This window comes from Patescibacteria group bacterium, assembly GCA_041661625.1.
Taxonomy (GTDB): Bacteria; Patescibacteriota; Patescibacteriia; order JAHIZJ01; family JAHIZJ01; genus JBAZUB01.
Map to the genome: position 1 here is coordinate 221,264 of JBAZUB010000001.1, position 15,151 is coordinate 236,414.

Below are 15,151 nucleotides of genomic sequence, written 5' to 3' on the forward strand. Positions count from 1 at the left end.
ACAGAAAACAGACGGCTTCCACTCGCACTATAACAAAATTCAGCCCATTAAGCAAGCCCGCCTCGGCATTACTTGGATTGAATCAGACGCGTAACTTCTTCGATAATTTGCCCGATGGCATCGTGTCCTTTTCGTAATGACGCCGATGCGCCGTGTTTTTGGCTCTCTTTCACCAATGTTGTGTCGTCTGTTTCACAGATGAATATCACCGGGATATTTTTGGTCCGTTTACTAGATTTCAACATCTTGAGCACATCCATTCCGCGAATACCCGGCAATATGCAGTCAAGCACGATTGCGTCGGGCATTCTGGCTTTGAGCGAGGTATGAGCACGCACCCCGTCAATTTCTGTTGTCACCTCGTAGCCAGCCTTTACCAATCGGCTATTTAAAGCACGACTGAATGTTTGTTCAGCTTCGGCAATTAATACTAACTTTTTCCTGTTAGCCATTTTACTTGCCTCCTACTACTTTAGCTTATTGAGCAACCAATCAATGACTGGCTGAGTCTGGCCGGGTGTTTTGACAATATATGCTTGAGCGCCCAGACTCATCGCCTTGGTTTCGTTATCGCCACCGGCTAGATTGGACATGACAATGACTGGTATGGCGCGCGTTCGGTCATCGGCTCGAATCTCTTTCAATACGTCGAAGCCGTGTTTCTTGGGCAAAATTATATCCAACACCATCGCGTCAGGTGCTTCATTCATGGCTAGATTTATGGCCGCCTCACCGTCGCTGGCCTCAATCACGTCAAAACCGGCCCGGCGCGCTGCCTGGACGTATTCATTGCGTATAGGTGTTTCGTCTTCAACTATCAGGACTTTTTTCATATATTTGTCTCTGTATGTATTATAAATCACCCGACCAAAGAAAGCAAAGCGACGGGCTTGACAAATCAGGCCAGATCAGATAATATACTCAATCGTTCTGTCAGAGTCGATGTGTCCCGCAACCCCGACAAAGTCGGAGGAGGTATCTGAATGACAACCAAGTGGAAGGAAACGGTTGGCGGTAAGGGACAGAAAGCCATCGCCGCCAAGTCTGAGGAGTTACTTCGATATTGGCTCGGGTTCCCTGGGAATCCGAAGCCGCAGAGGGGTGGGTTTACCCTTTCGCTGGTCAATCTGAGCACGAGTGAACTGCTCCATCCCCAGTACCGAATCGGCCGCATGACCCGGAAGGAGGTTTTCGAGACCGGTTTTATCAGCTTCCGTAAGGAACTCGCCCTCATCGAGCACCCGGACGACTGGACGACGGTGCCCAGCGCCACCCCGGATCCCGACAGTGTGCCTCTGGCTCATCGGTATTACCGCGGTGGCTTGCGCTGCAAGAGCCGGGACATCGGCATCTGTGCTTCCAACCTTCCGTGGCAAGGCGACCTGGCAGTCTCCTGCTGCTTGGGCCTTTGGCTCGGTCTGCTGACCTGGCAGGATATGGAGCAGATCCAGATCGAGATCCAGGACAGTACCGTGATGGATTTCACCGTCTACTGCGCCGAGCGTAACGTGATCCCGTCCGGCGATCCCGCACCGGACAAGTTGCCCGCCTAGCATCAACACCAAGCAGCAGTCAGAACACAACAACGAGGCTGTTCCATCACACGGAACGGCCTCTATTTATTTCCACGAGTTTGTAGCGGAAACCTTTAGGTTTCCATCATTACAATAGGTATAGAGGTCTAAAGACCTCCGCTACATTTTATTCGTATCTCAACGCTTCCACCGGATTCAATCGTGAAGCCCTGGATGCGGGGTACAAACCGGCCAATGTTCCGATGAAAGTAGTAAATCCAACCACGCCTAATATTAACCACCATGGAAACGTGATGATATTCGATAGCGATATGTTTTGGCTCGTGAGATACTGATTGCCAAAATAGTTTCCCAGCATCGCTAGGCCAAAACTAATCGCCAGCCCGATAACCCCACCCCAGAATCCCAGCAAGGCTGCTTCGAACGTGAACAGCTGACGCACGGTGGCTTTGGTGGCACCGCAGGCTCGCATAACGCCGATCTCTTTGGTACGTTCATAAGTGGCCATTACCATCGTGTTGATAATTCCAATCGCGGCCACCCCCAGCGAGACTCCGCCGATCGCTCCCAGAATCAACCCGGCCACTTTCAGTAGCTGGCTTAAACTATCGAGAAAATCTTTGGCGGTCGACGCGCCGACTCCCAACGCCTCGACCTGCTTAGCTACGTCTTCAACATTATTCATATCGTCCACATTGGCCAGAATTGAGCCATAACCGTTTTCTGTAATTTGGTTAGTGGTTTCGAGCACCATTAAGTCGGGCATTTGTTGTTGCCACTCGAGATTCCGAGCCTCCCAGTCGATTCTTGCGCCACCCCTTTTTTCTTGTTGTTTTAGCACTTCATCTTCAGCCTGACGCTGTTGTTCCAATTCTTTGCGTTTGGCGTCGTCATATTTCCAATTGCGCCGAGTCTGAACCAGGCGCGCCCAATCTAAGCTCACGTAACTCTGTGAGTCATTCATACCCGAACTGGCCACTCCAATTATTTCTGCCTCGACTTCACGTATTTGATTCTCTTGCTCTTTCCACCAATTTTCATCAGCATTAACTGGCGGCTTTTTTACGTCGACTCCATCACCTGTATAGTAACCCTTTGCTGTAAGTATGACTTTTTTGCCAACCAGCTGTTCGGGATTGTCTTTATAACCAAATTTCTTGGCCAATCCGGCGCTTAATAGTATTTTGCGCAGATCGTTGGACTGTAAGGTCCGTCCGGCCATGGCGTCCAGTCGCAATGTGCCATTGGGTTCAATCGCGATAATGTCGGGGCGGTATTTTTTTGTGTCCCCTAACAAGCTGATGGTTTCAAAGTCCCAAAGACTGACGCTTGGACTAACGCCGGTAACGTGTGGAATTGCCTTTACTTTATCAACGATGGCGTCGTCCAATTTTGTTCCATTTAGGCTATTGCTGTCGCCGCCCCCTAATTGAAGGTTGGGACCGCCGGAAGAAATCTCATCACTGCGTGACACGGTCACCATGGTTAGGGCTCCCATTGATTCCAGCTGCTGCATAAAAACATTTCGAGCCCCTATCACTAGCGAAATCATCACAATGACTGAAACTGAACCGATTACGACCGCTATAATCGTTAGAAATGATCGCAACTTACGCCGACTCAGATTCCGGAAAGCGATGATGAAATAATCGATAAGTTTCATGGTTGTGTGTTAGCGGCTTTGTTTGATCTGACCATCTTGGATTGTCAGAACGCGATCCGCCTGCTTGGCCACCGATGTATCGTGTGTTATCACAATCAATGTGATGTTCTTTTTCTTATTTAACTCTTTCAATAGCGCCACAATCTCTGCGCCTTTTTGCGTATCTAAATTTCCGGTCGGTTCATCGGCAATAATAATCTCCGGATCGTTGGCCAATGCCCGAGCAATACAGACCCGCTGACGTTGACCACCCGATAGTTGATTAGGTCGATGTTTCATGCGGTTGCCCAGGCCTACCATTTTCAAGCATTCTTCAGCGCGTTTTTTCCGTTTTGATGGTGAAATTCGTCCAAAGATGAGCGGTATCGTGACATTTTCCAGCGCGGTATATCCCGGCTGCAAATTAAAAGTCTGAAAGATAAATCCGACTTTCTTATTGCGATATTTTGATAAATCGTGATCGTTACGTGACGCCAGATCTTCGCCCTCAACAACTACCTTGCCAGAGTTGGGTGAGTCCAAGCCGCCAATAACATTAGCCAGGGTTGATTTACCCGACCCAGATGGCCCGACTATCGCGATAAACTCACCTTTTTCCACAACCAAGTTAACTTTATTCAGTGCGTAAATAGTTTCATCACCCATTTTGTACGTTTTGGTGACTCCGCTTAGTTGGATCATGTGGATTTTGATTTACACATATATTTAAAACCTCGAAATTACAAACGCCACTAAAAACCCAAAAACGGTCAGAATACCAATCGATGCTCCCCCCTCTTCGAACGCTTCCGGTATCATGCTGTCAGCTAACATTGCCAATATGGCGCCGCCGGCAAATGCTTCCAACCAACCAATTATATTTGGATCCACGTCTTTTAACACCAGAAAACTGGCCACCGTCACCAAAACGGTGACCGCGCCCACAATCAGCCACAGACCCAGCACCCGTCCGCGACTAAATTTTTCTTTAAACAAGCCAGGCACAGACGAAACGCTTTCGGGAAAATTGGACAGAAACAGTGCCACCAGCATCAGGGTGCCGGCTCCAGAACCGTTATATAGAGCCACCCCCAAAGCGATTGATTCCGGTATGCCATCCAAAACCGCCCCCAACGTAATGACGCTGCCGCTGCTCGACTTTTTAGATTGGAAAAGTTGTCGGCGCTTATGTTTGCGACCGCCGTATATGTGGAGCCAGTAGTCTCCGAGTATAAACACAACGCCGCCAGCCAGGAAGCCGCCAATTGACGCGTCAAAGCCGCCATGGGAATAGGCTGAGTCAACCAAGCCAAAAGTCAAAGCGCATATTAACACTCCGGCGCCAAAGGCCATAATGGCCGCAACTGTTTTTTGCTTAAATTTATAATGCAGCGCCACCAGCGCGCCCAGTACCAGAGCGCTACCGCTTATTCCTCCGTAAAGTATCGCTTGCAGCATGTGATCGAATCTGTAGCTTGTGGTTATTTAGCCTTGACAGCGTCTTGATAAACTCGCAGGGTTTCCCGGGCACACTTTAGCCAACCAAATTTTTTAGTTTGCTCCAAGCCAGCCCTGGATAATTGTTCTCTCAACAAGTTGGACTTTAACAGCTTGACTAACCCGTCGGCGATAGCCCGATCGCTTCTGGGATTTACCGGCAGCGCAGCTGTACCAGCCACTTCCGGTAATGATGACGTATTCGAGGTAATTACGGGCACGCCTAAAGCCATTGCCTCCAAAACCGGCAGGCCAAACCCTTCATATAGGCTGGGAAAAACAAATACCGCCGCACCGGCAATCAGAGATATTTTGTCATCGTGCGGTATATAATTGAGATATTTAATTCGCTCATGCCAGGCCGGATCCGAAAGCAGCTGAAATACTTCCGTACTTTTCCAACCGCGATGACCCGCCAATACCAATTGGTACTTGGCTAAACTGGGATGCTTGGTTACTACCGAACGGTATGCCTTGACTAAACGATCAATATTTTTGCGCGGTTCTATGGTGCCGACATACAAAACATATGGCAGTTTAATATCATATTTGTAAGCCACCCCCTCGGCAGTTAATTGGCTCTTTTCTTTGTTGACGCCCTCGTATATTACGGAGATTTTCTTAGGCTCGACTTTAAACGTCCTAATTATGTCATTTTTAGTGGCTTCGGAAACCGCGATAATCCGACGCGCCCGCTGCAGACTGCGCGGCACCAGCACTGACGTGCTGAATTTCTGTCGCTTGGGGAACCATTCCGGATGCTGGTATATCGCCAAATCGTGCACTGTCACAACTGATGGGCGTCGATAAAGATATGGCAGCACATTGGCCGGGGAATGATATATATCAAGTTTTTCCCGATCCAAGATGGCCGAGATTAACATATGCGAGTAGCTGAACGGCAGGAAACGTTTATACTGCGAAAACGGAAAATGCCTTATTTTAACATTCGGCTGTTCAAACTCTTTAGTCTTATGAAACCGACTATCAAAAAATAATACAAAATCATTCTGCTTGCTTGTGGCAAGTAATGATTTTACTAAAAAGTAGGTGTAGTATCCGACACCGGCGCGCTCCCCGCCTTTGGGGTTTAAGATTGTCCGGCAATCGATGCCAATGCGCATGTTTTTTTATGTTAGTGGCCTCGCCGTTATATCACATGGCAATAGGCGCGGTTACGCCCATTAGCTTCAGGCTCTGCTGCAGCACGATTCGAGTCGCCTTGATCAACGCCAGCCTGGAATAATTCACCCGACCATCTTCAATCACGCGACATTGCGTGTAGAAATTGTGAAATAATTCGGCCAACTTTATCGCGTAGAAAGGCAGTCGCTGTACTTCGTAAGTAACGGCAATATCGCTTAACAGATCGGGCAACTTTATCAGCTCTCGGATCAGATCCATCTCGGCCTTGTGATCGTAGGATAGGGCGTCATTATTCGGTTTCCGCAGGGCGCGGCGGATTTCATCCTTTTTCATTATACTACAGATTCGGGCATGCGCATATTGAACATAATACACCGGATTTTTCTCCGATTTTTCCTTGGCTAAGTCCAGGTCAAAATCCATATGAGTATCACTGGCCCGCATGAGAAAGAAAAAGCGCGCCACGTCCAGACCCACGTCATCGACCAGCTCTTCTAGGGTAACAAAGGTGCCGCTGCGTTTGGACATTTTTACTTCCTGCCCTCCGGAAATTAGACGCACCATCTGGACAATCACAAAGTCCAGCTGTCCAGAAATTGCCAAGGCTTCTTTAACGGCATACATTCGTTTGACGTGACCCTGGTGATCGGCTCCCCAAAAGTCGATAACGCGATCAAACTTACGTTCGACAAACTTATTCCAGTGATAGGCAATATCCGACATAAAATAAGTATAATCACGATTGGACTTTATCAGCACTCGATCCTTGTCGTCGCCGTATTGGGTCGTTCGCAACCATAGTGCGCCTTCCTGCCGATATACCAGATCTTTTTCTTTCAGCTGGTCCAAGAGTTTCTTTACCGTCTTCTTTTGGTAAAGCTGGCTCTCGTTGAACCAAACATGAAACTTTATCTTAAATTTCTGCTCGGTGACTCGCTGAATATCAGCCACCATTAATTTAAGTATTTTCTGTTTGACTTTGGTTTTGAGACGATTTATATCGCCCAGCTTGGCACTACCGAGATCGATTTTTGCCGCGGCGTCTTTGACATACTCGCCCTGATAGCAACGTTCCGGGTAATCGATCTGCAATCCCTGCATTTGAAAATATCGTCGAATCACCGATTCGGCTAGAATATCAACTTGGTTGCCCACATCGTTTATGTAATATTCCCGGCGCACGGCATGGCCCTGGCTGCTTAAGACATTGGCTAGCACATCGCCCGTGAAACCGCCGCGTCCATTGCCCAGATGGATGGGTCCGGTAGGATTGGCAGAGATAAACTCGACCTGGATTTTTTCTGGTCGCGCCGTTTTCCCGCGTCCAAATGTAGTTGGCGCACTGTTTATCTCTTTTACCCTCTGACCCAGCCAAACCTTGCTGATCGTAAAGTTTATAAATCCGGGCAGCGCTATTTCGATAGCGTTAAACTTTTGTTGAAATGACTTAGAAAAACCCCGAATGATTTCTTCGGCAATCTCTAACGGCGGCCGCGCTAGTTGCCGAGCCAGCTGGAGCGGCAGACTTGAAGCCAAATCACCGTATCGATCGTCTTTGGTAAAATCAACCGTCCGGAGAATTTGGCCATCAGTAAAAGTTTTAGCTTGATCCGGCCAGCGTGATTTGATCACTCGCTTGAGTTGGGTGGCAATTTCTTGCTTTATCATAGGCTGATTATACCCGAAATACCTTTACGAAACAATAGAAAATGGGTAATATTGCATAGCTATGTCGAAATAGGCTTGCTCGATTGCCAATCACTAATTTTCCGCCATGTCAACTCTGGCTGCCAACAAAACCGCTCACTACAACTACGAGATCCTCGATGAATACGAGGCCGGTATTGTTTTGACTGGCCCCGAAGTAAAATCAGCCAAGTTGGGGCAAGTCAATCTCAAGGGTAGCTACGTTTCAATTCGCCCCGATGGTGCCTGGTTGGTAAATTGCCAGATTTCACCCTACAAACCCGCCCACCAGCATCAAATAGCTTACGTCCCGACTCATGAACGCCGATTGCTGATGCGACGTGATGAGCTGCGCCGTTTCGTTGGTAAAAGCGCCCTGCCAGGCTTGACAGTGATACCGATTTCTCTGTATACTAAGGGCAGTTTGGTTAAGGTAAAAATTGGCATCGGACGCGGAAAACGCAAGATTGACAAGCGGGAAACGATCAAAAAACGCGAAGTCGACCGCCGCCTCCGCCGCATTACAGCCCGTTGATTTACCGCCCAAGTAGTTCGAGGCTTGCACGATTGGTCAGATTTGAGGCGCCGCCGAGGACGTGACCGAAACGTACTAGTTGTACGTTGAGGTCAAGCCGGAGGCGGCAATGAAGAAGCTGACCAAAGATTCCTTGAGGAGCGGGCTCCGCCCGTCCGAAAGGAAGCGCTCGTGAAAGCCGCGCCACATGGGGATGTACATGATCGACGATGAGCACCTTTGATAATCCGCCGATCAGAGTTTCCTGTACTCTGTAACAAACGGGAACAACGACAAACGCCAAGTCTATGGTGTCGAAATTGAAGACGGCTTTTGCCAGCTTCAGTTTTGCTCCCGCAGTCGCCTAATCGCGCTGCCATCCGACCCCATCACTCCTGATAGTGGGGATCCGGGTGTCATTTATCAGGACATTATGTCCGGCGTGTTCCGGCTGAACGTAATGGGCTAACAGGGACTCGATCAAATGGTAGGTTGTCTGTTTCTCGCTATTTGATTTAAACATTTAAACAGACTATATCGGTAGACGCTTGTCAGATAACTCTTCAGACAGGGGTGAAAGTCCCCTCATCTCCACCACGTCGTTCGCGAACGACGTGGTCTACCAAGTCATTCGTGAATGACCTGGTCCACCAGTCTACGCTTCTAGCGGAGGCTGTCCACCGAAGCCTTGGCGTAGGTGGACAACCACACTCTGAGGCCATTAATTAATGCGCTTCGGCTGGCGCGGCCACTAATGCGCAAACTGTTTATCAAGTATTTCATCTATCATTAACCTCGAAAACAGATAAGCAAGCAACACACTCGAGTCAACCATCAGATTAAGTCGCCCCAGGTCCGGGTGGTTGATGAAAATCAGGGTCTAGTTGGGGTAATGCCGACTTATGAAGCATTGCGCATCGCACAGGAACGCAGTGTTGATCTGGTAGAAATAGCGCCGACGGCGAATCCGCCCGTCTGCAAGCTGATGGATTTCGGCGCCTTCAAATACCGCCAGGAAAAAACCGAGCGTAAACAGCGCTTGAAGCAGAAGAAAGTCGAGGTCAAAGGTGTCCGCATTTCGCTCAAAATCGGCCAGCACGATTTGGATCATCGGGTTAACCTCTCGCGTAAGTTCCTGGAGCAGGGCGACAAGGTTCGCCTGGAAATGATTCTCCGGGGACGTGAATTGCAACATCAAGACCTGGCTCGACAGAAAATAACCGATTTCATCGCCGCGGTTGGTAATGCCGCCATCGAGGCACCGCTGAGCCGGATGGGAAACAGATTTATCGTATTAATCACCAACAATAATGCCAAAACTGAAAACTCATAAAGGCACCAAGAAGCGGTTCCGGCTCACTGGCCGGAATAAAGTCATGCATCGCACCGCCGGCCAAGATCATTTTAACACTCGTGAATCGGGTAACGCGACCCGCAACAAACGTCGCGATGCCGGCCTGGACAAGACCAGCCGCAGCACGAATAAGAAACTTATCCCGTATCGTTAATCTTCATCACCCATGAGAGTCAAACGTGGAACTACACATGTCAAACGGCGCCGTAACTTGCTGAAGCAGGCTAAGGGTTTCAAGTGGGGCCGAAAGAACAAGATCAAACAAGCCAAGATCGCCGTCACTAAATCCGGTGTCCACGCGCATCGCGATCGGCGCAAAAAGAAACGCGATCGGCGCGGCCTGCAGCAAGTCCGGATCGGCGCCGCGGCTCGCACCCAGGGCGTCTCTTATTCCCGCTTGATGGGCGCGTTGAGTAAGAAGAAGATTATCCTGGATCGCAAAGTTCTGGCCAATATAGCCAACGACTATCCGGCGGTATTCAACGCGCTGGTCAAGTCAGTGCAATAAACCTTCTTTTTACCACAAAGCTGCTCCCAACTCCGGGAGCGCTTTTGGTATTAGCTTTGAGCTTGCACCTGGACCACGGCCGATTGCGCTCCGAGCGGACTGGCGTTTATCAAGGTAAACTTGAAACCGTTCCAAACCACAGTTGGCTGGTCGGCATACCCAGACGGCTGGGAGCGGGATAATCTTAGCGTCTCCGATTGATCTCCGCGCGTGGCATGCAATGTGACAATATTCAGCGCGTCAAACGGCTGGCTGAGCTCCTGCGCGGCCACCGACTCATTGGTCAGCGTTATATCGGTACCCCGCACCTTAACCGATTCACCCAACCCCACACTGGTGATGCCGTTGGTCGTGGGGTCTTCGTTATTCGATTCCACCAGGCTCATGGTGGCACCAATTGCGTGACTGGCCACCCGCCAGGCAGGCACCACATAGTGCGTAGAAATAACGAATAGCGTCGTCACGATAATCGCTCCCATCATCCCGAATATGATTTTTGACTGGTAGGGCATATGCTTATCTGATTATAACGTTTACATCTATACGCTGTCACGCTAAGCTCAAGGCTTGTTTTGCGTCGAAACGTTCTTTATCAGCTTATGGCGTCTTCCTCAAATTTATCTATTGTACCGTCTTTACACTTTGGACATGTTTTTCCAGCCATATCTAGTATAGCTTCAATGCCATCAGATTTACACTGAGGACACAATTTCTTATCTTTTTTAGTATCAATATAAAACCGATGTGAACAGTTTAAGCATATATAATCCGAGTTGTATCCTATCTTGCCTATAATGCTTCTAGCTTGTTCCTCAGAAACCGTGTTTGATACGCTAGCAGTATAACCACCCTCCCACTGAGTGCAAATGCCCAGTAGTTCTTCGTCGATCTTTAGCACTTCTGCAACAGTATAGCTTTCTCCGGGGTGACTGCACGGCACTCTTTTATTGCTTTCATCAATAACATACATGTATCCGCCCCAAGTCTCGGGAATATTAAAGCTGCATTTGTTACATCTATAATCACTTGCTATTGGCATGGTGGTGTAATAGTTAACTTGTATAATTGTCTAACGAGTGACACATAGACGCCGTTGCGTTAAGTTATCGTTGCTACTGGATAGTTTAGTCTAATACTCGATTATAAAATTCATATTTTCTTTGTTGATATTCTTTATATGGTAAGTCTTTTGCGTCGAGTTTGATATGCTCGTATTCGTTGAGTAAAATTGGATTATCTTTTAATAAATCGAATATTTTAACTTGTTGTCTGGTGGTCTCAGCTGACGGATCCGTTAACCACACGCTAACCGAATATCCGTCTTGTTGGAAATCCCAACCCAATGCGACGTTGGTTCGGTGTGACGGTTCGCCAAATAAACTTGTAAAAGCGGGTACGTGCTTTTCTTGATCTGACTTTACGCAAAAGACGCTGATGTCAATGTCTTCTTGGCCAGCAATTTTCAATGGAACAGAGCCGAGCAATTTAATTTCCAGCTCTGGAACAGCCGTATGGATTCTGGAAATAATAGAGTTCGCAATATCAAGAGCTTCGGGATTCCAAGGTTTTACTGTCATTTGCATATTATCTGGTAATGAAGCCAGATATTTCTGCTGCCCTTCGGTGAGCATAGTATGGGTATTAGACATCTCAATAACTTCACGCAGCTCTGTATCATTCACTATTGTCGGCTAAAGTGATATAATATCCACAGCTTAATAAACATTAAAATATCCGTATGAAGCTATCGACCGCGCTCAAAGTTACGTTAGTTTTTGGCCTCGGTGGGGTGATATTTTCCGGTTACCTGAGTTATTACAATATCTGGGGGTCCGGCTGCGAACATGCCTTTATCAGCTGCGGGGGAGCCAAGGCCGTCAAGATTTTTGGCCAGCCGACCTGCGTCTATGGCTTCTTCATGTTTCTGATCACCGCTATATTATCCCTGATTGGACTGGCGAAATCAAGTAAACTAGGCTGGTTAAAGAGTGTCTTCGTTGTAGCATTAATTGGCACGTTATTTTCGCTTAGTCTGTCAATCTATGAGCTCTGGATTATCGATACAACTGTCAATGGTTTGCCAGCCTGCGTTTATGGCTTCTTCTTCTACGCCGTGGCGCTGATTGCGTCTATTTTTGGCCTGACTGCCAAGACAAATTTACCCGCGGTTCAAAACACGCCGCCGTCTTCCACGCCGATCTAGTCGAAGAACTTTCAAGTTACGACAAAGAGGTCGGGACAATTACCCGGCCGCTTCGTGTTTCCACTATACCAGCGCTCACAAGCACCAGCGAGGGAAATGCTCAATGCAAAGAACTATAACTAGCCGAATTATTCACATTTGCTTACGATACTGAATCAAATACACTGGCACATCAAACAATGCTATAACGGCAAATTCAACAAAATGTTACGCAAAAACATCCTTAATAGTATTTGTAGTAGTATTTCAACCAACCTTAGCGAATTCCAGCGCCACTGCGGACTGGCACGCGTAATGCCTGGGTAGTGTTGGCCTGTCCCGACGGGTTGTCCCGTTCCAACACTAGCCAATATGTCTGATTATAAGTCAATTGGGCAGTGAGAGAGAACGTAAACGGAACGAATTCACTGGTCATCCAGTCACCGTCAGCTTGCGCCTGAGTTTGAGCGATAACACGGCCATTGGCATCTTCCAGCCGCACGGGAAAACTGGCTTCGAAAAACCAGCTACCTCGCGCTTGCCCATTGCCACTTATTGGACTGTTGATTACACGATTCGCTCTGGGTGAATCGAGCTGTATTAAATCAGACAGTTCGGTGGCATTACCGGTGTTAGTATTTCCAGCCGTGTTGGTGTTTTGATTTGCGTTATCATTACCGTTTACATTGACGTTTGACAAGCTGTTGGTATTGTTGGCGTTTCCATTGGTATTATGGTTGCCGTTAGCATTGGGGTCCAACGCCGCAATATCGGCGTTGTCAGGCTGGTGCCATTGAAAATACCCGATCGCCAGTCCGGCTGCAATCGCAATGATTACTAGGATAATGGTGGGCCAATTTAATTTTCGTGATGTTGGGTTGGGCATATTTTTAATATATCACTACGTCTTTTTTTTGAAAATGCTTATTTTGGCTCCGGGGCAAGGATTCTCCCGTCACTTAATATTAAATAATCGATAGGCGGGCGGGATCCCGCCATCGAGGCGGGAGAACCCCGGCATAAATATCCTTTTCCTCAACCGTGCTCGGGGACCAGGACTCGAACCTGGATACTAGGCTTCAAAGGCCTATGTCCTACCATTAGACGATCCCCGAGCACGAATGACGAACACATTTATCCCTGCCTTTTCGGCGTGACGACCCCGGAATAGATACAAAAGAAGAGCCCATAAAGCTCCCCTATCCTAACAGTATTTATTATTATTTTCAACCCCTCGGCAATGGATTGCGCAAGGGTCGCTACAACAATGGGATTGCTTCGTCATTCGATAACTCATTTCTCGCAATGACGAGGGATGCTCTTCCTTAACTGGTGGGAAGGTTTCCTTTGTTTGGGGGTGTTATTGCTACCAACGTCTCTACAAATGACGGCTGGGTTTGGCGTTTCCTGTATTCTTTCGTCATTGCGAGCGAGTCTTCGAGAGAAGCAATCTCATAGTAGTCCGTATTGTGTCAAGCGTTATCACACCTTCAGATGCCGGCTGATGGCGATCATCGATGAGCCGACTGACAAAATCAAAGCCACAATCAACTGCAGCCCGACAATGTCCAACATATACTGGGAGAAGTATGCAGTCAGATTCATATTATATCCTTCGAAGAATGACGATACCTGTGGCGTGATATAACGCAGGAAAGGGTAAAATATTAGCAGCGACACCACCGTAGAAATGATCGCGTAGAGAACGCTTTCCAAAATAAATGGTCCGCGAATGAACCAATTGGTGGCGCCCACCAGGCGCATAATGCCAATCTCCTCGCGATGCGTGTAGATAGTGATTCTAATCGTATTGAATATCACCAGAATGGCGATAATCACGAAGATAATGGTGACGATCATGGCTACCTGATAGAGCCGGTCAGTCATATGGTCCAGCCGGTTGATAATGCTGGTGTAGTCCTGAAAATCACGATTCTCGATCAAATCCTTATACTCTGGATCTGATAACGCCGAGATGATAACCGGATAGTCGTTAAAATCATTCGCCCGGATGACCAGCGTTGCTCCAAATGGATTGTCTTCTAATATTTTCAGGGTCTCTTGGATGACCGGATCATTCTGATACTTTTCCAGGAAGCGCCGCTGAGCTTCGTCCCGGTTGATATATTCCACATCCCGAACGCCATTAACCGCCTGGAGCTTGGCCTGAACCGACTGCACCGTGCTTTCAGGCACCTCGGGCTGGAAATAGACGCTCACGTCGACCTTATCCTTGATTGAGGCGACGGCTCGATTGCCAATCACGTTAATCATCCCGACCAAGCTTACCGAAAAAAGCGTCAGCACTAAAATCAATACCGTCGCGACCGACAGCCATATGTTGCGATAGAAGCTTTGCAGGGCAAATTTTAACGCGCGGATAAATGATATCATGGTATGTTAAAGTAGATACTTGCCTTTATCTTGGTCGGATATTACTTGCCCCTGGTCGAGCGTGATCACGCGCTGACGCAGTGAATTGACAATGTCCCGGTTATGCGTGACTAAGACAACCGTCGTGCCGAACTTATTAATCTTGACCAGCAGGTCGATAATTTCTTGGACATTAATTGTGTCAAGATTACCGGTCGGCTCGTCGGCTATAATTATCTTGGGCCGATGCACCAACGCCCGGGCGATTACCACCCGCTGTTGCTCGCCACCGGACAGCTGCTTGGGAAAACGATCGGCTTTGTCTTCCAGATTAACGATTTTCAGAGCCTGAGGCACGATACTGGCGATTTTATCGTGTGATGCGCCAGCTACTTCGAGCGCAAAGGCGATGTTTTCATAGACGGTTTTCTTCAGTAACAATTTGAAATCCTGAAACACGACCCCAATCTGCCGGCGCAATATCGGCACTTCTGACGCGCTGATATTCGTAATATCCCAGCCGCCCACGATGATTTTACCCTTGGTCGGCTTCTCTTCGGCAATGATCATCTTCATCATGGTGGTCTTGCCGGTACCGGACTGCCCGACAATGGACACAAACTCGCCCGGCCGAATATGCAGGTTGAGGTTTTTCAGCGCTACCGTGTTGGGTTTGTATATTTTACTGACGTTTTTGAACTGAATCATTCGTAG

General features: G+C 48.1%; 19 protein-coding genes, 1 tRNA gene and 1 other RNA gene. 7 read left to right on the top strand and 14 right to left on the bottom strand.

Features of this window, described 5'->3' with window-relative positions; translation table 11 throughout:
- Window positions 1-68: 68 nt before the first annotated feature.
- Together WC734_01145 and WC734_01150 are read right to left on the bottom strand one after the other, a co-directional pair.
- Window positions 69-452, bottom strand: coding sequence for a response regulator (locus tag WC734_01145; GenBank protein ID MFA6197749.1), 384 nt, complete (start codon window positions 450-452; stop codon window positions 69-71).
- A 15-nt stretch (window positions 453-467) separates the two neighbouring features.
- Window positions 468-833 (bottom strand): response regulator, encoded by a 366-nt coding sequence (locus tag WC734_01150; protein MFA6197750.1) that lies wholly within the window; start codon window positions 831-833, stop codon window positions 468-470.
- 150 nt (window positions 834-983) lie between these two features.
- On the opposite strand from WC734_01150, the gene WC734_01155 reads away from it, so the two are divergent.
- Entirely contained in the window at window positions 984-1,553 is a 570-nt protein-coding gene (locus WC734_01155) for a hypothetical protein (GenBank protein MFA6197751.1), read from the top strand.
- Between the two features lie 148 nt (window positions 1,554-1,701).
- On the opposite strand, the gene WC734_01160 is transcribed toward WC734_01155, so the two are convergent.
- The 5 genes from WC734_01160 to argS are packed head-to-tail and all read right to left on the bottom strand — an operon-like array spanning window position 1,702 to window position 7,488.
- Window positions 1,702-3,198 carry an FtsX-like permease family protein gene (locus tag WC734_01160; GenBank protein ID MFA6197752.1) on the bottom strand — a complete coding sequence of 499 codons (1,497 nt, stop codon included), beginning with the start codon at window positions 3,196-3,198 and terminating at the stop codon, window positions 1,702-1,704.
- 9 nt (window positions 3,199-3,207) lie between these two features.
- The gene (locus WC734_01165) at window positions 3,208-3,879 is read right to left on the bottom strand and encodes an ABC transporter ATP-binding protein (GenBank protein MFA6197753.1); all 672 of its coding nucleotides are present in this window, start codon (window positions 3,877-3,879) and stop codon (window positions 3,208-3,210) included.
- 24 nt (window positions 3,880-3,903) lie between these two features.
- Window positions 3,904-4,635, bottom strand: a complete 732-nt coding sequence (locus tag WC734_01170; GenBank protein MFA6197754.1) for a ZIP family metal transporter — start codon at window positions 4,633-4,635, stop codon at window positions 3,904-3,906.
- Between the two features lie 23 nt (window positions 4,636-4,658).
- On the bottom strand, window positions 4,659-5,798 hold the full coding sequence (locus WC734_01175; protein MFA6197755.1) for a glycosyltransferase family 1 protein: 1,140 nt from the start codon (window positions 5,796-5,798) through the stop codon (window positions 4,659-4,661).
- 31 nt (window positions 5,799-5,829) lie between these two features.
- Complete coding sequence (argS, locus tag WC734_01180) at window positions 5,830-7,488, bottom strand: arginine--tRNA ligase (GenBank protein ID MFA6197756.1); 1,659 nt, start codon at window positions 7,486-7,488, stop codon at window positions 5,830-5,832.
- 106 nt (window positions 7,489-7,594) lie between these two features.
- Here argS and smpB point away from each other — a divergent pair, with 106 nt between their 5' ends.
- The 5 genes from smpB (at window position 7,595) to rplT (ending at window position 9,882) form a co-directional block, all read left to right on the top strand.
- Window positions 7,595-8,041, top strand: a complete 447-nt coding sequence (gene smpB / locus WC734_01185; protein ID MFA6197757.1) for an SsrA-binding protein SmpB — start codon at window positions 7,595-7,597, stop codon at window positions 8,039-8,041.
- Window positions 8,042-8,230: 189 nt separating this feature from the next.
- Window positions 8,231-8,617, top strand: a transfer-messenger RNA (tmRNA) gene (gene ssrA, locus WC734_01190).
- Window positions 8,618-8,825: 208 nt separating this feature from the next.
- Window positions 8,826-9,353 carry a translation initiation factor IF-3 gene (infC, locus tag WC734_01195; GenBank protein MFA6197758.1) on the top strand — a complete coding sequence of 176 codons (528 nt, stop codon included), beginning with the start codon at window positions 8,826-8,828 and terminating at the stop codon, window positions 9,351-9,353.
- On the top strand, window positions 9,331-9,528 hold the full coding sequence (rpmI, locus tag WC734_01200) for a 50S ribosomal protein L35 (protein MFA6197759.1): 198 nt from the start codon (window positions 9,331-9,333) through the stop codon (window positions 9,526-9,528). The genes infC and rpmI overlap by 23 nt, the downstream gene beginning before the upstream one ends.
- 12 nt (window positions 9,529-9,540) lie before the next feature.
- On the top strand, window positions 9,541-9,882 hold the full coding sequence (gene rplT, locus WC734_01205; protein MFA6197760.1) for a 50S ribosomal protein L20: 342 nt from the start codon (window positions 9,541-9,543) through the stop codon (window positions 9,880-9,882).
- Between the two features lie 50 nt (window positions 9,883-9,932).
- Here the strand turns inward: rplT and WC734_01210 are convergent, their stop codons facing one another.
- The 3 genes from WC734_01210 to WC734_01220 form a co-directional block, all read right to left on the bottom strand.
- On the bottom strand, window positions 9,933-10,394 hold the full coding sequence (locus tag WC734_01210) for a hypothetical protein (GenBank protein MFA6197761.1): 462 nt from the start codon (window positions 10,392-10,394) through the stop codon (window positions 9,933-9,935).
- An 80-nt stretch (window positions 10,395-10,474) separates the two neighbouring features.
- Window positions 10,475-10,921, bottom strand: a complete 447-nt coding sequence (locus WC734_01215) for a hypothetical protein (GenBank protein ID MFA6197762.1) — start codon at window positions 10,919-10,921, stop codon at window positions 10,475-10,477.
- Between the two features lie 85 nt (window positions 10,922-11,006).
- Entirely contained in the window at window positions 11,007-11,564 is a 558-nt protein-coding gene (locus tag WC734_01220; protein ID MFA6197763.1) for a hypothetical protein, read from the bottom strand.
- 56 nt (window positions 11,565-11,620) lie between these two features.
- Between WC734_01220 and WC734_01225 the strand changes: the two genes are divergently transcribed.
- Complete coding sequence (locus tag WC734_01225; GenBank protein ID MFA6197764.1) at window positions 11,621-12,085, top strand: vitamin K epoxide reductase family protein; 465 nt, start codon at window positions 11,621-11,623, stop codon at window positions 12,083-12,085.
- Between the two features lie 256 nt (window positions 12,086-12,341).
- Here the strand turns inward: WC734_01225 and WC734_01230 are convergent, their stop codons facing one another.
- The 4 genes from WC734_01230 to ftsE form a co-directional block, all read right to left on the bottom strand.
- Window positions 12,342-12,950, bottom strand: coding sequence for a Gmad2 immunoglobulin-like domain-containing protein (locus WC734_01230; GenBank protein MFA6197765.1), 609 nt, complete (start codon window positions 12,948-12,950; stop codon window positions 12,342-12,344).
- 158 nt (window positions 12,951-13,108) lie between these two features.
- Window positions 13,109-13,179: transfer RNA gene (locus tag WC734_01235), tRNA-Gln, on the bottom strand.
- Window positions 13,180-13,546: 367 nt separating this feature from the next.
- Entirely contained in the window at window positions 13,547-14,458 is a 912-nt protein-coding gene (locus tag WC734_01240) for a permease-like cell division protein FtsX (protein MFA6197766.1), read from the bottom strand.
- A gap of 6 nt (window positions 14,459-14,464) precedes the next feature.
- Complete coding sequence (gene ftsE / locus WC734_01245) at window positions 14,465-15,145, bottom strand: cell division ATP-binding protein FtsE (GenBank protein ID MFA6197767.1); 681 nt, start codon at window positions 15,143-15,145, stop codon at window positions 14,465-14,467.
- Window positions 15,146-15,151: the final 6 nt, after the last annotated feature.